Below are 17,642 nucleotides of genomic sequence, written 5' to 3'. Positions count from 1 at the left end.
ATGCGAAAGCGACTCAGAGCGCGCCCTTGGTCGAGGGAATGGTGCCGGCGGCACGCTCGTCGTGCTCGGCTGCCATGCGCAGGGCACGCGCAAAGGCCTTGAACACGGTCTCGCACTGATGGTGGGCGTTGTCGCCACGCAGGTTGTCGATGTGCACCGTGACCCCGGCATGATTGACGAAGCCCTGGAAGAACTCGCGCGCCAGATCCACATCGAAGTTGCCGATGCGGGCACGGGTGTACTCGACGAAGTAGTGCAGCCCCGGGCGCCCGGAGAAATCCACCACCACGCGCGACAAGGCCTCATCCAACGGCACGTAGGCGTGCCCGTAGCGACGCAACCCCTTCTTGTCACCCAGCGCCTTGGCAAAGGCCTGGCCGAGCGTGATACCGACATCCTCGACGGTGTGGTGGTCGTCGATATGGGTATCGCCTTCGCAATGGATGTCCAGATCGATCAGGCCATGGCGCACGATCTGGTCGAGCATGTGATCGAAGAAGGGCACCCCGGTGTCGAGCTTACCCTTGCCGCTGCCATCGAGGTCGATGCGCACGGTGATCTTCGTTTCGAGTGTATTGCGAGTGACTTCGGCTTGCCGCATGACTGACTGGAGGCTGGAGAATGTAAGGTTCGGAGCATGATAACATCGCCCGACAACTTGGCTGCAATGCACAATCCATCGCCGTGATGGCGCCTGGCTATGGCAGACGCAGCCAGACGCAGCCCAATCCGCCCGCAGATCCAACAGGCTTGCCGCCTGCACCGAGCCCAATCCGCATGAGCCGCTTCTGGAGCGCCGTCGTCCACGGCCTGACCCCCTACGTTCCGGGCGAACAGCCCAAGCTCGACAACCTGGTCAAGCTCAACACCAATGAGCATCCCTACGGCCCCTCACCCAGGGCGCTGGAGGCGATCCGCGCGGCGACCAGCGACGGCCTGCGCCTCTACCCCGACCCCAACAGCGATGCGCTCAAGTCGGCGCTCGCCCGTCGTCATGGCGTGCAGCCGCAACAGATCTTCGTCGGCAACGGCTCGGACGAAGTGCTGGCACACGCTTTCATGGCGCTGCTCAAGCAAGAGCGCGCGCTGTGGTTCCCGGATATCACCTACAGCTTCTATCCGGTGTATTGCGGGCTGTATGGCATCGCACAACGCACCATCCCGCTTGCTGACGATTTCTCGATCCGAGTCGAGGACTACCTGCCCCAGGGCGACGAGCGTCCGGGGGCAATCATATTCCCCAACCCCAATGCACCCACCGGCATGCCGCTCGCACTCGTCGACGTCGAGCGCATCGTCGCCGGCAACCCGGACGTCGTGGTGGTCGTGGACGAAGCCTATGTGGACTTCGGCGGCGAGAGCGCGATCACGCTGATCGACCGCCACCCCAACCTGCTCGTCACCCACACCTTCTCCAAGAGCCGCTCTCTGGCAGGCCTGCGCGTCGGCTACGCCGTAGGCCATGTCGACCTGATCGAGGGCCTGGAGCGGGTCAAGGACAGTTTCAACTCCTACCCGCTCGACCGCCTGGCGACGGCGGGCGCAGTGGCATCGGTAGCGGACGAGGCCCACTTCCAGGACAGTTGCGCCAAGGTGATCGCAACTCGCGAGAAGCTGGTGACCAGCATGCAGGCACTGGGCTTCGAGGTGCTGCCATCAGCGGCGAACTTCATCTTCGCCCGCCATCCCGGTCGCGACGGCGCCGAGCTGACCGCGGAGCTGCGCAAGCGCGCAATCATCGTGCGCCACTTCAAGGCTGCGCGCATCGATCAGTTCATGCGCATCACGATCGGCACGGACGAACAGTGCGGTATTCTGGTCGACGCGCTGAGGGACATTCTCGGCCGCTGAAGCGGCCCTGAACCAGGCCGGCGGCCTGGAGCCGCCGCCGGGGTCAAACCTTCAGCCGCATCTCCGCCGAGCGCGCATGCGCCTGCAGGCCTTCGCCATGAGCAAGAATGGACGCGACCTTGCCCAGGTGCTGCGCCCCGGCCTGCGAGATATTCACGATGCTGGTGCGCTTCTGGAAGTCGTAGGTGCCGAGCGGCGACGAGAAGCGCGCACTCCGCATGGTCGGCAGCACATGATTGGGGCCGGCGCAGTAGTCACCCAGCGCCTCCACCGCCCAATGGCCGACGAAAATCGCGCCAGCATGACGGATGCGGTCGATCCAGACCTCGGCGTTATCCATCGACAGCTCGAGATGCTCGGGCGCGATCCGGTTGGCGATGGCGCAGGCCTGCTCCAGGCTATCAACGTGAATGAGTGCACCACGATTGGCCAGCGACTTGGCGATCGTATCGCGGCGCGGCATGGTCGGCAGCAGCCGATCGATCGCTTCATGCACCGCGTCAATGAAGGCCACATCGGTGCACAGCAAGATGGACTGCGCAAGCTCATCATGTTCAGCCTGGGCGAAGAGATCCATCGCCACCCAGTCCGCATGCCCCGAGCCATCCGAGATGATCAGCACTTCCGAGGGCCCTGCGACCATGTCGATGCCGACGGTACCGAACACCCGACGCTTGGCCTCGGCCACATAGGCGTTTCCCGGACCGACGATCTTGTCCACCTGCGGGATGGTCTGCGTGCCATAGGCCAACGCCGCCACTGCCTGCGCGCCGCCGATGGTGAAGACACGATCCACGCCGGTAATGGCCGCAGCAGCCAGCACCAACGGGTTCTTCTCGCCACGCGGCGTGGGCACCACCATGATCAGCTCGCCGACGCCAGCCACCTTGGCCGGGATCGCGTTCATCAGCACCGAGCTCGGGTAGGACGCACGCCCACCCGGCACATAAAGACCAACGCGATCGAGCGGTGTCACCTTCTGTCCCAGGCGAGTGCCATCGGCTTCGGCAAACTCCCAGGATTCGCCCTTCTGGCGCTCGTGGTAGATGCGCACGCGATCAGCGGCGATGGTGAGCGCCTCGCGCTGCGCGGACGCCAGACTGTCCAGGGCCGCATGCAACTCCGTCCGCGGCAACTCCAGCGCCCCCATCGAATGCACATCCAGGCCATCGAAGCGTCGGGTGTACTCCACCACCGCAGCGTCGCCGGTAGCGCGCACCGCGCGCAGGATCTCGGTCACCGCGGCATCGATGCGCTCGTCGGCCTCGGATTCGAAAGCGAGCAGGGCATCGAGCGTGGACAGGAATTCGGGCTCGCGCGCATCGAGGCGGCGGATGGGCGTCTGGCTCATGAAACAGTCCTTACGGTTTGATCGCGCCGGAAAACGCTTCGAGTACCGGCTGCAGCAGATCGCGCTTGAGTTTCAGCGAGGCCTGATTGACGATCAGGCGCGAGCTGATCGGCATGATGTCCTCGACCTCTTCCAGATTGTTGGCACGCAGCGTGCCGCCAGTCGACACCAGATCGACGATGGCATCGGCCAGCCCGACCAGGGGCGCAAGCTCCATCGAACCGTAGAGCTTGATCAGGTCAACATGCATGCCCTTGCCGGCAAAGTGCGCCTTGGCGGCATTGATGTACTTGGTGGCAACGCGGATGCGCCCTCCTGGACGCGTGGCCGCCGCATAGTCGAAGCCCTTTTGTACCGCAACGCACAGGCGGCACTTGGCGATATTGAGATCCAGCGGCTGGTAGAGTCCTGCACCGCCATGCTCGATGAGCACGTCCTTGCCCGCGATACCGAGGTCGGCTGCACCATACTGGACGTAGGTCGGCGTGTCGGTCGCGCGCACGATGACCAAGCGCACGTCGGGCCGGTTGGTACCGATGATGAGCTTGCGCGAAGACTCCGGATTGTCGGTTGGTACGATGCCCGCTGCAGCGAGCAGCGGCAGGGTTTCTTCGAAGATGCGCCCCTTGGACAGGGCGAGCGTGATGCTGGACACGTGAAAAGCCTTGGTCTGGTCGAGTGCGCATTGTAACCCGGCGCCGCATCTGTTAACCTCTGCCTCGACTGGCTGAACCGCAAGTGGCGGTTCGGCCTTTTCTTTTGCTTCGCCCCCATTACAGCCGTATGGCCGGCGAACCCCGCTTGCAGGAAGCCCGTACCATGAAACCGTCGATCATCGTCTCCAGCAACGACCTCGAACGCCTCGAGGGCCTGCTTACCCTCCCCGCCTTCCGCAGCCGCAGCGACCTGGACGGCCTGCGCGCGGAGCTCGAGCGTGCCGACGTGCGCGAACCGCAGGACATGCCGGCCGACGTCATCACCATGAACAGCCGCGCCCGTTTCCGCGAGGAAGGCACGGGCCGTGAGTACGAACTGACGCTCGCCTACCCCAAGGACGCCAACGCCGAGGCACAGCGCGTATCGATCTTCTCGCCCGCTGGCAGCGCACTCCTCGGTCTGTCCGCCGGGCAGTCGATCGACTGGATCACACCCGACGGCAAGGCGCTGCACCTCAAGGTACTGGAGGTTACGTGGCAGCCCGAGGCGAACGGCGAATACGAACTCTGACCGCGCGAACTCTGACCGCGCGAACTTTGACCGTGCGAGCTTCGACCGCAGCGCCCACAGACCATTGATCCAGGTCCAAGGGCGCGCAAGCAGAGCTGCCTTGGCGCGCGGATCAGCCCAAACGCCTGACCTTCGCCCCCAGCGCAGCGAGCTTCTCCTCAAGGCGCTCGTAGCCGCGGTCGAGATGGTAGATGCGCTCGATCGTGGTTTCGCCTTCCGCCACCAGGCCGGCCACGACCAACGAGGCCGAGGCACGCAGGTCGGTCGCCATCACCGTCGCCCCCTCGAGCTTCGCCACCCCTTGCACCACCGCGGTATTGCCGTCGATACGGATATCGGCCCCCAGGCGCTGCAACTCGACCGCATGCATGAAGCGGTTCTCGAAGATGGTCTCGCGGATCATCGCCACACCATTGGCCACGCAGTTGATGGCCATGAACTGCGCCTGCATGTCGGTCGGAAAGGCCGGATAGGGCGCAGTACGCAGACTCACCGCGTTGAGCCTTGACGGCGCCGACAGGCGGATCGCGTCACGCTCGGACACAACCTCGCAGCCGGCATCCATGAGCTTGTCGATGACCGCGTCGAGGTAGCACGACGAGGTCCCGGTGAGCCGCACCGAACCGCCGGTGGCCGCGGCCGCGCACAGATAGGTGCCGGTCTCGATACGGTCAGGCATGATGCGATGGGTCGCACCATGCAGGCGCTCGACGCCGCGAATGCGGATGACGTCGCTGCCCGCGCCGGAGATCTGCGCACCCATCGCCACCAGGCAGTTGGCCAGGTCGAGAACCTCGGGTTCGCGCGCGGCATTCTCGATGACGGTGACGCCATCGGCGAGCACGGCCGCCATCATGAGGTTCTCCGTCCCGGTCACCGTCACCATGTCGGTGAACAGACGCGCGCCCTTGAGGCGCGGCACGGTCGCATGCACATAGCCATGCTCGACCCGGACCTCGGCACCCATCGCCTGCAGGCCCTTGATATGCTGGTCAACCGGACGGGCGCCGATCGCACACCCCCCCGGCAGCGACACCCGCGCCTCGCCGCAGCGTGCCACCAGGGGCCCCAGCACGAGGATGGATGCGCGCATGGTCTTGACCATGTCATAAGGCGCAACCGGGTTGTCGAGCCCCGAGGCGTCGAGCGTGACGGTGTCACCCGCGCGCTCGACCTTCACCCCCATCTGCGCAAGCAGTGCGAGCAAGGTGCCGATATCCTTGAGCTGCGGCACATTGGTATAGGTCACCGGCTCCGCAGTCAGCAGCGCGGTGCACAGGATGGGCAGCGCGGCGTTCTTGGCGCCGGAAACAGCGATCTCGCCCGACAGGCGGGCGCCGCCTTCGATCAACAGCTTGTCCATGAAGCGATCACATCCCCAGTTCGCCGCGACCCTCTTCCCACTGCGCGGGCGTGAAGGTCTGCAGTTGCAGGGCGTGGATCTCGTTGCCCATCAATCGGCCCAGGGTTGCATAGACGGCCTGGTGCTGGCGCACCTTGGGCTTGCCCTCGAAGGCGGCGCTCACCACGATGCCGCGGAAATGCACGCCATCCTCACCCTCGATGACGACCAACTCGCAGGGCAACCCCTGCTCGATCAGGCGCTTGACTTCGCTTGCTTCAAACATGTCTTGAATCCTTTACGAACGCAGCTTGTACCCCCTGGCCAGCATCGCCAGGGTGAGCGCCGCGAGTACGACGAAACAGGTGCTCACCACGCCGAGCGAAAGCCAGGGCGAAGTGTCCGATTGACCGAAAAACCCATAGCGGAACCCGTCGATCATGAAGAAGAACGGATTGAAATGCGACACGTCCTGCCAGAACTGCGGCAGCGAATGAATGGAGTAGAACACGCCCGACAGCATCGTCAGCGGCATGATCAGGAAGTTCTGGAATGCGGCGAGCTGGTCGAACTTGTCGGCCCAGATGCCAGCGATCACGCCGAACGATCCGAGGATCGCGCCACCCAGCACGGCAAAGCCGAGCACCCACAAAGGGTGAGCCATCGGCAGTTCGACGAAGGGCGTTGCCACCAGCAAGACCCCGGCGCCGACCATCAGCCCGCGCAGGATGGAGGCGATCACGTAAGCGGCAAAGAACTCGCGATAGGACAGCGGCGGCAGCAGTACGAAGATGATGTTGCCGGTGATCTTGCTCTGGATCAGCGACGACGAGCTGTTGGCGAAGGCGTTCTGCAGCACCGACATCATCACCAGCCCGGGCACCAGGAAGCTGGTGTAGGCGACGTCGCCATACACGGTCACATGGCGGTCGAGCACATGCGAGAAGATGAGCAGGAACAGCAGCGCATTGAGCACCGGTGCGGCCACGGTCTGGAAGCTGACTTTCCAGAAGCGCAGCGTTTCCTTGTACAGCAGGGTGCGGAAACCGGTAAGCGGCGACTCGGCCACCATCGGCTCGATGCGCGCACGCACGGCGCGAGGCTCGACATCAGGCACGATTCATTACCTCAACGAAGACGCGCTCGAGATCAGGCTCGCCGAGCTGCAGCTCGCGCACGCCGGCGCCCTCCTCGCGCAGGCGTGCAAGCAGCCCCTCGACCTCGGCGTAGGCGTCGAACTCGAATACGATCCAACCCTCTGCGTCCGTTAGCCCCCCGGCAGCAAGTGCCGCACCGGGCTGATCGACCCGCACACGCAGGCTATGCGTGGCAAAACGCCGCAACAGATTTCCGGTGGTATCGAGTGCCACCACCTTGCCCGCCTTGAGCATCGCAATGCGCCCGCACAGGGTCTCTGCCTCTTCGAGGTAGTGCGTGGTGAGGACAATGGTGTGGCCGTCGCGGTTGAGCTTGCGGATGAACTGCCACAACCCCTGGCGCAGCTCGACGTCGACGCCCGCGGTCGGTTCATCGAGCACGATCACCGGCGGCCGGTGCACCAGGGCCTGCGCCACCAGCACACGTCGCTTCATGCCGCCTGACAGCGCGCGCGTGTTGGCCTGCGCCTTATGGCTGAGGTCCAGACTGGCGAGGATTTCGTCGATCCAGTCGTCGTTGTTGCGGATGCCGAAATAGCCCGACTGCATGCGCAGCAGCTCACGCACCGAAAAGAATGGATCGAAAACCAGTTCCTGCGGCACCACACCCAGGTTGCGGCGAGCATTGCGGTAATCGGCCACCACATCGTGCCCCATGATCTCCAGGCTACCCGCATCGGGGCGCACCAGGCCGGACAGCGCGGAGATCAGCGTCGTCTTCCCGGCACCGTTGGGCCCGAGCAGGCCAAAAAACTCGCCCTGCCCGATCTCGAGGTCAACGCCACCCAAGGCCTGAAGCGTGCCGTAGCGCTTGGCAACGCCGCTGATGCGAATCGCAGGCAGGCTCAAGCGCTACCCTCTACAGGCAGCAATGCATCGATGTCGTACAACCGTGACAGACTGGCCAGCCCGGCAGGCAGACCACGAACCGAGAGCGCATACCCCTCCGCCCGCGCGCAGCGCATCCACTCGAGCAGCAAGGCGAGCGCTGACGAATCGGCCGCGGTGACGGCAGAGAAATCGACGACGAGGTCGCCCGCCGCCGCCAGCCGCCGCCCCTCCTCGAGCTGCGCGGGCGCCGACTGCATGGTCAGCTCACCGACGGGTGCGAACACGCGCACCGCCGCCTCTCCACTCACGAGGCAGCTCCCGCGCCCGCGGGCGCGAGGCCCTGCTCGGTGGCGAGCGCGTTGTTGCGAGATTCGAGCGCGCGGATCAGGCCGTCGATGCCACCGCTGCGGACCTCCTGGCTGAAGCTGCTGCGGTAATTGGTCACCAGGCTGACGCCGGCGACGACGACGTCAAACACCTTCCAGCCCTGCTCGCCCTTCTCGAGCATGTAATCGATACCGATCGGCTGCGCACCCGGACGCACGACCTCGGTGCGAATCTGCACGCGGGTATCGGCCGCTGCAAAGCGCGACGGCGGGAACACCACACGCTCGTCACGGTACTGGGTGAAGGCATTGGCATAGGTACGCACGAGCAGGGTACGGAAGCCCTCGATCAGGCGCGCCTGCTGCTCGGGCGAAGCGTCACGCCAATCGCGCCCCACGGCGAGCATGGTCATGCGACGGAAATCGAAGTGCGGCAGCACGAGCGCCTCGGCCAGTTCGACCACGCGTCGGATGTCACCCGAGCGCAGCGCGACATCGGTGCGCACGATCTCGAGGACTTCGTTGGTGACGTCGCGGATGAGCACATCGGGGGCCTTGGGCTCCGCCGCCGCGGCCACGCCCGGCAGCAATCCAGCGAAGAGGAAACAGACGAGGGTGATGAACTTGTTCATGTGCTTGCTTTATCGGATATCGGTTGGGGACAAGGCCGGCGCATCGAGCTCGGCGAACTCGAGGCGCTCGACCGCGGCCGCTGCGGCGGTGTCGACCTCATCGCCAAGCGGCACCGCCGACTGCTCATCGAAATCTTCGTACACCCGCTCCACCTGTCCATCACTGACTTTGTAACGGCGTTGCTGGAGGTAGAAGTCGCGCACGAAGGCATAGCGGTCGACCGCCTTTTCATCCAGGGTACGCTCGGTGCCGAGCAGGGTGGAGCGCTGATGCACGATCTGCGTGGCGCGCACCGTGTTGCGCGTCGGCACGTGATCCATGCGCAGCGGCATGTTGCCCATCATGTCAGCCGGCATGGCCACAGTGTCACGCACGGTGCGCGGCCCGAAGAAGGGCAGCACGACGTAAGCGCCCTCGCCCACCCCCCAGCGACCAAGCGTCTGGCCCAAATCCTCATCGTGCTTGGCGAGGCCGGCCTCGCTGGCGATATCGAGCAGACCGAACAGCCCCCAGGTAGAGTTGAAGGCGAACCGCATGAAGTCGCTCATCGCCTCTGCCACCTTGCCCTGCAGCAGGTTGTTGAGCCCGATCCAGGGGTCGGCGAGGTTACCCAGCACGTTACCGACGCCGGTGCGCACCGGACGCGGCAAGACCGCTTGATAGACCTCGGCCGCGGGCTTGACCACCACCTTGTCGACCTGCTCGTTGAAGGCGAACATCGCGCGGTTGTAACCCTCGAGCGGATCGTCGGGATTGACGGTGGTCGCACAGCCAGTCGTCAGCACGATGGACGCGGCAAGCACGGCAAGGCCACGCTGGCCGGGAACGGGTCTGGTACGCATTGTTGTTTTCTCCCGAACGATGTTTGCTTACTGCGCCGGCGCATCGGCCGCGCGGTCGAAGAGGAACTGACCGATGAGCTTCTCGAGCACGACGGCCGACTGGGTGATCAGGACGCGATCGCCGTCCTTGAGCATGTCGACGTCGGCCCCGGCCTCCAGGCCCACATACTGCTCGCCAAGCAGGCCGGAGGTCAGGATCGAGGCCGTGGTGTCGGCAGGAAAAGGGTAGCGCGCATCGAGTTCGAGCACCACGACGGCGCGATAGATCTCGGTATCGAAGCGGATACTTGCAACCCGCCCGACGAGCACGCCCGAACTCTTGACCGGCGCGCGCACCTTGAGCCCGCCGATGTTGTCGAAGGGCGCCTCGACGCGATAGGCCGTGGAGGCATCGAAACCGGAAAAATTCGCCACCCGCATCGCCAGAAAGATCAGCGCTGCAAAGCCCAGCGCCACGAAAATGCCGACCCACAAGTCGAGCGTCGTACGGCTCATCATAGCCCCCGGAACATGAAGGAAGTGAGGACAAAGTCCAGCGCCAGGATGGCGAGCGCGGAGGTCACCACGGTACGGGTGATCGCCCGCGAGACGCCCTCGGCCGTGGGCTGGCAGTCGTACCCCTCGAACACCGCGATCAAAGACACCACCGCGCCGAACACGAAGGACTTGATCACACCATTGACCACGTCATAGCGAAACTCGACGGTCGCCTGCATCTGCGACCAGAAGGCGCCGTCGTCGACGCCGATCACCACGACGGTGATCAACCAGCCGCCGAAGATGCCCATTGCCGAGAACAGGGCCGCGAGCAGCGGCATCGACAGCACGCCGCCCCAGAACCGTGGCGCCACCACACGGGCGATCGGGTCTACCGCCATCATGTCCATCGCCTTGAGCTGCTCGGTGGTCTTCATCAGGCCGATCTCGGCGGCGATTGCCGAACCTGCCCGGCTCGCGAACAGCAGGCCGGCGATGACCGGCCCCAGCTCGCGCAACAGCGACAGCGCCACCATCACCCCGACCGCATCGGCCGAGCCGAAGCGCTGCAGGATGTCGTAGCCCTGCAGCCCCAGCACCAGGCCAACGAAAAATCCCGACACCGCGATGATCAGCAGCGACAGTACGCCGCTGAAGTAGAGCTCGCGGATCGTGAGATGGAGGCGCCGGATCGACTGTCCGGAGGCGAGCAACACGGCGAGCAGGAAGCGGGCCGCAAAACCGAGCCGCCAGATACCGCCGATGGTGAGCGCGCCGATGTGGCGCAGGCCGCTGGCCAGCGCAGCGAACATGCCGTTCATACGCCCCTCCCGCCGAGCAGGCTGTCGATCGGTGGCGCCGGGTAATGGAAAGGCACCGGACCGTCGGCCTCTGCATTGACGAACTGGTGCACGAAGGGGTCGGTGGAAGCACGAATCTCATCCGGCGTTCCGCGCGCGACGATGCGGCCGTCGGAGACGAAGTAGATGTAGTCCACGATCTCGAGCGACTCATGCACGTCGTGGGTAACCATCACGGAGCTTGCTCCGAGCGCGTCATTGAGCCGCCGTATCAGCTGGCCGATGATACCCAGCGAGATCGGGTCGAGGCCGGCGAAGGGCTCGTCATACAGAATCAGCATCGGATCGAGCGCTACCGCCCGCGCCAGCGCCACGCGACGTGCCATGCCGCCCGAAAGCTCGCCCGGGCTGAGTGTCGCCGCGCCGCGCAGCCCAACCGCCTGCAGCTTCATCATCACCAGGTCGCGGATCATGCCTGCGGGCAGGCTGGTGTGCTCGCGCATCGGAAAAGCGACGTTGTCGAACACGCTCATGTCGGTGAACAACGCACCGAACTGGAACAGCATGCCCATGCGCCGGCGCAGCGCATAAAGCTCCGCACCCGAGAGGTGCGCCATGTTGCGCCCTTCGACCTCGACCGCACCCGACGAAGCGCGCAGCTGCCCGCCGATCAGTCGCAACAGCGTGGTCTTGCCACAGCCGCTGCCCCCCATGATGGCCACCACCTGGCCGCGGTGCACGCTCAGATCGATGCCGCGCAGGACCTCACGCTCGCCATAGGCGAAACGCACGTCGCGCAGCGAAACCAGCGGGGCGGAGGGCTCGGGGGGAAGGGACACGAGAGGTAGACGGGACTGAAAAAAGCTTCGCATTGTATCAGAGCGGTCCGCGACTGAGCGGCGATGGTGCTGCAACGCAACACCATCGCCTGGCCCCGCACCGAGAGCGTGACCAGACAAAGAGCGCTTCTGCCGCAGGCACTTGCAACAGACCACCCAAGGCTGCAGGCGTTCCCGAATTATCCCATTATCGTATTCCAATTGGCGCCGAATGCATTTAGCATTGCGGCATGACCCGATGCACCTTCGCCCCTGCTCGTCTCGCTGGCATGGCCATGGTCTCCGCGCTGATCGCCGGATGCACCCCACTCGCCCCCGCCCGGCTGCCACCGGGGCACCTCCACGCCACGGGTACGGCTGCGCTCGCCACCTCCCCTGCAGCAACGCAGACCGCCGAAGAAACAGCGCCAACGCATGAGCCGACGCCCGCCACGGGCTGGACGGGCACCTCCACCCCCGGCATCGACGCGGCAGCACCCGAGCCCGTCGAAACCTACTCCCTGTCGGTCAACGACCTGCCCGTACACCAACTGCTGTTCGCGATCGGCCGCGACGCCGGGCTCGAACTCGACCTCCACCCGGGCATCGAGGGCCGGGTCACCATCCATGCGGCCGGCCAGCCACTCGGTCTGCTGCTCGAACGCATCGCGGCACAGGCAGAGATCCGCTACGAACTGCGCGGTCGCCACCTCTCGGTCCGTCCCGACACCCCATTCATCCGCAGCTACGCCCTCGACTACGTAAACCTCAGCCGCGAGATGCGCGGCTCGGTCGCCACCAGCACACAGATCGCCACCACGGGCGCGCACCAGCAGGGCGCTGCCAACACCGCCGGGAACACCTCGGTGACCCAGATCGAGACCCGCGCCAGCAATGATTTCTGGAACTCGCTCGAGATCAGCCTGGGCGCAATCCTCGAGGAGGCTGGCGGCACGCCCCGTCCTTGCCGCACCAACAGCGCCGGTCCGTGCAGCGCCGACGTCATGGTCAACCGCGAGAGCGGCGTCGTCACCGCACGTGCAAGTGCACGCCAGCACGCACACCTGAAGGCCTTCCTGGACCAGGTCCAGCAAGCAGCGCGCCGACAGGTCATGATCGAAGCCACCATCGTCGAGGTCACGCTTGCCGACGGCTACCGCCAAGGCATCGACTGGACGCGTATCGGCGTGCCGGGCTGGAACGTGCGCCCGCGCGGCACGGGCGATGCCGCAAGCGGACTGCCCACGCTCAGCTACCTGTCATCGAGTGCAGACGTGCAGATCGAGCTGCTCGAGACCTTCGGCACGGTGAAGGTCCTGTCCAGCCCGCGCCTTTCTGTGCTCAACAACCAGACGGCCATGCTCAAGGTGGTCGAGGAAGTGGTGTATTTCCTGGTCGACAGCACGACCACCGAGTATGACGACCGCCAACAATCGCGCATCACCGCAACCACCACCCCGCAGTCGGTCTCGGTCGGCATGGTGATGTCGGTCACGCCACAGATCAGTGCCAACGGCGAGATCACCCTCAACGTGCGCCCCACCATCTCCGGCATTTCGGGCTTCAAGGACGACCCCAACCCCTCGCTGCGCAGCATTCCAAATCGCGTGCCGCAGATCCGCACGCGCGAGATCGAGTCCATGCTGCGCCTGCGCAGCGGCGAAACCGCCGTGCTCGGCGGCCTCATGGAAGACCGCGTCGACCTCGATACCGGCCGTATCCCCTTGCTCGGCGACCTACCCGTGGTCGGCGAACTATTCACTCGCCGCGCCAACGCAGTGCGCCGCACCGAGTTGCTCATCTTCCTGCGTCCGCTGTTGATCTCCGAGCCCGGAATTCACGGCGACTACGCCGGCTACGCCACACACCTCCCCGCCGACGACTTCTTCACCCGCGCCCCCTCGCCGGGTCAGCGCAACTTTCCCACCATGCCGCTGCGCCCCACGGTGCTGCCGGCAGCTTCCCCTGCCGCCACGGCGATGCCAATCACCACGCCATGAACGCCCCCCAATCCATTGGCCAGACCCTACTCGCCGCCGGCCTCATCGGCGAGGATCAGCTGCGCATCGCCCTGCGCGAACAGCCCGCGCGCCGCCAGCCGCTCGGTCGGGTGCTCGTAGACATGGGCTTCGTCAGCGAGGCAGCCCTGCGTGAGACCCTCGCCACACGCAGCGGGCTGCCCTTCGTGGATCTCTCGGTTGCACTCGCCGACCCCGACGCCGTCGCTCGCGTACCGCAGGCACTTGCCCGCCGCCACCGCCTGCTTCCACTGCAATACGATGCCGCTCGCCACCGCCTGATCGTCGCCATGGCCGATGCGCATGACATCGTCGCCCTCGACCGCCTGCGTGGCGAGCTGGGCCCCGACGTGCACATCGAACTCCGGCTGGCCGGCGACACCGAGCTGGGCCGCGCAATCGATCACCACTACGGTGAAGCAGGCTCGATCGAGGATCTTGTGCGGGCGCTCGAATCGCGCACACCGTCCGAGGTGCGCGACGGACAGCTGGTCGTGCGCCTCGTCGATGCGCTCCTCGCCGACGCTGCCGCGCGCGGCGCATCCGACCTCCACTTCGAGCCCGAACCCGCATTTCTGCGCATCCGCCACCGCATCGACGGCACACTGCGCCAGGTACGGGCAATCCACAAGGCATGCTGGCCGGAGCTCGCCGTGCGCCTGAAGGTCATGGCCGGCCTGGACATCGCCGAATCGCGCAGCCCCCAGGACGGCCGCATCAGCGTCGCCGTCGGCGGCCGCGCCATCGACTTCCGCGTCGCCACCCAGCCGACCTTGCATGGCGAGAACATCGTGCTGCGCATTCTCGACCGCGACAAGGGCATCGTCCCCCTTCCCGCGCTCGGCCTGGACGAGGGCCAGGCGGCCACGCTCGCGCGCATCCTCGGCCGCCCCGACGGACTCACCCTCGTTGTCGGGCCAACCGGGAGCGGCAAGACCACTACGCTCTACTCCATCCTCAACCACCTCAACACCGAGGCGGTCAACATCATGACCCTGGAGGATCCGGTCGAGTATCCGCTCGCCATGATCCGCCAGACGCAGATCGGCGATGCCGCCCGCCTGGGCTTTGCCGACGGCGTGCGCGCCCTGCTGCGTCAGGACCCCGACGTGATCCTGGTCGGCGAGATCCGCGACGCCGACACGGCCGCAATGGCCCTGCGCGCGGCACTCACCGGCCACCAGGTGTTTGCCACCCTGCATGCGAACTCGGTATTCGGCGCCCTGCCGCGCTTGCTGGACATCGGACTCAACGCCGAACTGCTCGCAGGCAACCTCGCCGGCATCCTCTCCCAGCGCCTGGTGCGCTGCCTGTGCCCCCACTGCCGCACAGCCCATGTCGCGGACGGGGCCGAGCGCGCACTGCTCGGCCTCGCCACCGACACCGCCACCCCCGTTCTGTACCACGCCGCAGGCTGCCCGGCCTGCGACTTCCGCGGCTATAGCGGGCGGCGCGCCATCTTCGAGATCCTGCATCTCACGCCCGAGCTCGACGAGCTCATTGCGCGCAAAGCCAGCCCCGGCATGCTCCAGGCCGCGGCGCGCGAGGCAGGGCATCGCAGCCTGCTCGAAGACGGTCTGCGCCGCGTGGCCGACGGCACCACCTCCCTTCACGAACTGGCGCGCGTGGTCGATCTGGGCCAGGCAGGCAAGGCGGCCGCGCGCGGGGCGTGCGCATGACCCTCTTCAGATACCGTGCGCTCACCCTCTCCGGCACGCGTCAACGCGGCCGCATGGAAGCCACGGACCTGCGCGACCTCGAGCAGCGCCTGCACGCAAGCGGGCTCCAACTCATCAACGGCGAGCCCTGCCGCATGATGCTGCCACGGCGGCGCCTGCCGCGGCGCGAGCTGATCCCCTTCTGCTACCAGCTCGAACAGCTCCTTGGTGCCGGTGTCCCCCCGTTCGAGAGCCTCGCCGTGCTGCGCGATTCACACCCCGACAGCCGGGTCAAGAATATGGTTTCGGGGCTGCTCGACGACATCGAGAACGGCTGCCCCCTGTCGCAAGCGGCGGCCCGCCAGCCGGGCGCGTTCTCGGCCGTCGCCGTGAGCCTGCTGCGCGCGGGCGAAGAAGCCGGGCGCCTGCCCGAGGCCGTGCGCGACATCGGCAGCGCCCTGGCGCGCGACGAGGCGCTCGCCGCGCACGCACGCCGGATCGCGATCTACCCGGCGATCGTCGCCAGCGTGCTGCTGCTGGCCGTGGTCGTCGCCCTCACCCAGGTCGTACCCGAACTGGAGAAGCTGCTGCGCAGCAGTGGGCAAGTACTGCCGCTGCAGACACGGTTGCTCGTCGGCCTGTCACAGGCGGTGCGCGACTGGGGCGGCTACGCGCTGCTGGCGCTATGTGCCGGCATGGGTGCGTCATGGCAGGCGCTGGCCCGCTCGGCAAGGCTGCGCACCCACGCCGACGCACTCATCCTGCGCCTGCCCGTAGTCGGCGACATCCTGCGCAAACTCGCGCTTGCACGCTTTGCCGGCCTCTTCGCAACCCTCTACACCGCCGGGATCAACGTCATTGACGCACTGCGCGCGAGTGAGGGCGCCACCGGCAACCTGGCCCTGCGCGAAGGCCTGCGCAGCGCGCGGGACGCCATCGAGCGCGGCCGCCCCATCTCGACCGCCTTCGAGGCCGCAGGCATCTTCCCGCCTCTGGTCACCCGCATGCTGGCCCTCGGCGAACAGACAGGCAGCCTCGACAACGCCCTCCACAAGCTCGGCGAGCTTTACCAGCGCGACGTCAGCGAGGGCACGGCCCGCCTGCAGGCGGTGGCCGAACCCGCACTCACCCTGTTGATGGGTGGCCTGCTGCTCTGGATCGCCAGCGCAGTGCTGGGGCCGATCTACGACATCATCACCCGCCTGCCGGTCTGATCCGCGATGCGCACACCACTGCTGCTCCGCATCGATGAACTCGGCCTCGACGCATGGCAAGTGCATGAAAACGAAGTCATCCGGGTCGCCGTCTTCGACAGCACTGCACAGCCCGCATTCCGAGCCTGGCTGGAAGAGCGCCCCACCCGCGCCCCATGCAGGCTTCTGGTCGACCTGGCCGATGAGGCCTACGAGAGCGAGGACATCCCGCGCGTTCGCGGAGCCGATCGACGCGCACTGATCACACGCAGGCTGGCCGCCTGGTTCCCAGACCCCGCCTACGCACGTGCCATCAGGCTCGACGACACGAGCGGCCAGACAACGCCCGGTCGCGAACGCATGCTGTTCTCCGGCCTCAACCAACCCGCAACGCTGCAGGCCTGGATAGACCCCCTGCGCGCAACCGGCCGTCGCGTCGAACGCATCGTACCCGCGGCGGAGTTGCTGGCCCATCTCCACGCCCGGGCCGTCGGTACGCGAGCACAGGTGATGGTGCTCGGCCGCACGCGCGCCGGCCTGCGCATCAGCCTCCTCATGCACGGTCAGGCGCTGTTCTCGCGCATCGTAGGCCATTCGGCAGCGTGGCAGGACGAACTCGCACGCACACGCAACTACCTGCGCGCCCAGCATCGTGTGGCCAGCAAAGACGCACTCGACGCACTCGTCATCGGCACCCCCGAGCAGTTCCACACCACGGCCGCCGTCACCGAAGATGACCCGTCAATCACCTTCATTCCATCCGAGCGCCTCGGTCCCAACCAGATGCGCGACGACACGGATGCACCGACCACAGCCGACGAACTCGCGCCGCTACTGCTGCACGCCCTGCGCCGGGCACCCGCCCGCCTGGGCTGGGCCGCAGCGTCGGCGCCACGCCGCCCAGGCGGGCTCCTGCTCGGTGGCGGGCTGCTCGCAGCCTGCCTGGCGTTGGGCGCCGGATACTGGCTGCACGCCCAGGCTGCAGCGCGTGCCGGTGCCGAGCACAGCGCACGCCCGTCCCCCCTCGAAGCTGTGCCCGCGCAGCCGACACACGACGCCGCGCCTGCGCCTCCCGACGACCTCGCCCCACCACCCGAGCCGGTCGCAACCGCCTCCAC

Annotated in this window: 19 protein-coding genes; 6 read left to right on the top strand and 13 right to left on the bottom strand. The window is 66.3% G+C overall.

Annotated elements, in window-relative coordinates:
* Positions 1-13 precede the first annotated feature (13 nt).
* A complete protein-coding gene (hisB, locus tag B447_RS12860; protein WP_002928543.1) occupies positions 14-601 on the bottom strand; it encodes an imidazoleglycerol-phosphate dehydratase HisB in 588 nt (195 codons plus the stop codon).
* Between the two features lie 176 nt (positions 602-777).
* Between hisB and hisC the strand changes: the two genes are divergently transcribed.
* Positions 778-1,851, top strand: coding sequence for a histidinol-phosphate transaminase (gene hisC, locus B447_RS12855; RefSeq protein ID WP_002940774.1), 1,074 nt, complete (start codon positions 778-780; stop codon positions 1,849-1,851).
* A 43-nt stretch (positions 1,852-1,894) separates the two neighbouring features.
* On the opposite strand, the gene hisD is transcribed toward hisC, so the two are convergent.
* Together hisD and hisG are read right to left on the bottom strand one after the other, a co-directional pair.
* Positions 1,895-3,202 (bottom strand): histidinol dehydrogenase, encoded by a 1,308-nt coding sequence (gene hisD / locus B447_RS12850; protein ID WP_002940771.1) that lies wholly within the window; start codon positions 3,200-3,202, stop codon positions 1,895-1,897.
* Between the two features lie 10 nt (positions 3,203-3,212).
* A complete protein-coding gene (gene hisG / locus B447_RS12845) occupies positions 3,213-3,857 on the bottom strand; it encodes an ATP phosphoribosyltransferase (protein ID WP_002940767.1) in 645 nt (214 codons plus the stop codon).
* A gap of 164 nt (positions 3,858-4,021) precedes the next feature.
* On the opposite strand from hisG, the gene rnk reads away from it, so the two are divergent.
* Positions 4,022-4,429, top strand: coding sequence for a nucleoside diphosphate kinase regulator (gene rnk / locus B447_RS12840; protein ID WP_002928531.1), 408 nt, complete (start codon positions 4,022-4,024; stop codon positions 4,427-4,429).
* A gap of 112 nt (positions 4,430-4,541) precedes the next feature.
* On the opposite strand, the gene murA is transcribed toward rnk, so the two are convergent.
* The 10 genes from murA to B447_RS12790 are packed head-to-tail and all read right to left on the bottom strand — an operon-like array spanning position 4,542 to position 11,709.
* Complete coding sequence (gene murA, locus B447_RS12835; protein WP_002928528.1) at positions 4,542-5,792, bottom strand: UDP-N-acetylglucosamine 1-carboxyvinyltransferase; 1,251 nt, start codon at positions 5,790-5,792, stop codon at positions 4,542-4,544.
* Positions 5,793-5,799: 7 nt separating this feature from the next.
* Positions 5,800-6,057, bottom strand: a complete 258-nt coding sequence (locus B447_RS12830) for a BolA family protein (protein ID WP_002928523.1) — start codon at positions 6,055-6,057, stop codon at positions 5,800-5,802.
* Between the two features lie 12 nt (positions 6,058-6,069).
* On the bottom strand, positions 6,070-6,843 hold the full coding sequence (locus B447_RS12825) for an ABC transporter permease (RefSeq protein WP_198291802.1): 774 nt from the start codon (positions 6,841-6,843) through the stop codon (positions 6,070-6,072).
* A 37-nt stretch (positions 6,844-6,880) separates the two neighbouring features.
* Complete coding sequence (locus tag B447_RS12820) at positions 6,881-7,777, bottom strand: ABC transporter ATP-binding protein (RefSeq protein ID WP_002940764.1); 897 nt, start codon at positions 7,775-7,777, stop codon at positions 6,881-6,883.
* Positions 7,774-8,049 (bottom strand): STAS domain-containing protein, encoded by a 276-nt coding sequence (locus B447_RS12815; protein WP_002928513.1) that lies wholly within the window; start codon positions 8,047-8,049, stop codon positions 7,774-7,776. The genes B447_RS12820 and B447_RS12815 overlap by 4 nt, the downstream gene beginning before the upstream one ends.
* Positions 8,050-8,063: 14 nt before the next feature.
* A complete protein-coding gene (locus B447_RS12810; protein WP_002928510.1) occupies positions 8,064-8,717 on the bottom strand; it encodes an MlaC/ttg2D family ABC transporter substrate-binding protein in 654 nt (217 codons plus the stop codon).
* A gap of 9 nt (positions 8,718-8,726) precedes the next feature.
* Positions 8,727-9,560, bottom strand: coding sequence for an MlaA family lipoprotein (locus B447_RS12805; protein ID WP_002940763.1), 834 nt, complete (start codon positions 9,558-9,560; stop codon positions 8,727-8,729).
* Positions 9,561-9,587: 27 nt separating this feature from the next.
* Positions 9,588-10,055, bottom strand: coding sequence for an outer membrane lipid asymmetry maintenance protein MlaD (mlaD, locus tag B447_RS12800; protein ID WP_002940762.1), 468 nt, complete (start codon positions 10,053-10,055; stop codon positions 9,588-9,590).
* Positions 10,055-10,849 (bottom strand): lipid asymmetry maintenance ABC transporter permease subunit MlaE, encoded by a 795-nt coding sequence (gene mlaE, locus B447_RS12795; RefSeq protein WP_386040592.1) that lies wholly within the window; start codon positions 10,847-10,849, stop codon positions 10,055-10,057. The genes mlaD and mlaE overlap by 1 nt, the downstream gene beginning before the upstream one ends.
* A gap of 5 nt (positions 10,850-10,854) precedes the next feature.
* Positions 10,855-11,709 carry an ABC transporter ATP-binding protein gene (locus B447_RS12790; RefSeq protein WP_198291801.1) on the bottom strand — a complete coding sequence of 285 codons (855 nt, stop codon included), beginning with the start codon at positions 11,707-11,709 and terminating at the stop codon, positions 10,855-10,857.
* Positions 11,710-11,906: 197 nt separating this feature from the next.
* Here B447_RS12790 and B447_RS12785 point away from each other — a divergent pair, with 197 nt between their 5' ends.
* The 4 genes from B447_RS12785 to B447_RS12770 all read left to right on the top strand — a co-directional run.
* Entirely contained in the window at positions 11,907-13,655 is a 1,749-nt protein-coding gene (locus B447_RS12785) for a type II secretion system protein GspD (protein WP_002928499.1), read from the top strand.
* Positions 13,652-15,352, top strand: coding sequence for a GspE/PulE family protein (locus B447_RS12780; protein WP_002940760.1), 1,701 nt, complete (start codon positions 13,652-13,654; stop codon positions 15,350-15,352). The genes B447_RS12785 and B447_RS12780 overlap by 4 nt, the downstream gene beginning before the upstream one ends.
* On the top strand, positions 15,349-16,545 hold the full coding sequence (locus B447_RS12775) for a type II secretion system F family protein (protein WP_002940759.1): 1,197 nt from the start codon (positions 15,349-15,351) through the stop codon (positions 16,543-16,545). The genes B447_RS12780 and B447_RS12775 overlap by 4 nt, the downstream gene beginning before the upstream one ends.
* 6 nt (positions 16,546-16,551) lie before the next feature.
* A partial coding sequence (locus B447_RS12770; RefSeq protein ID WP_002940757.1) for a hypothetical protein occupies positions 16,552-17,642 on the top strand: 1,091 nt, incomplete at its 3' end.

This window comes from Thauera sp. 27 (assembly GCF_000310125.2).
In the GTDB taxonomy this organism is placed as follows: domain Bacteria; phylum Pseudomonadota; class Gammaproteobacteria; order Burkholderiales; family Rhodocyclaceae; genus Thauera; species Thauera mechernichensis.
Note: the sequence above shows the minus strand (reverse complement) of the source record. Positions and strands in the feature narration are given on the sequence as shown.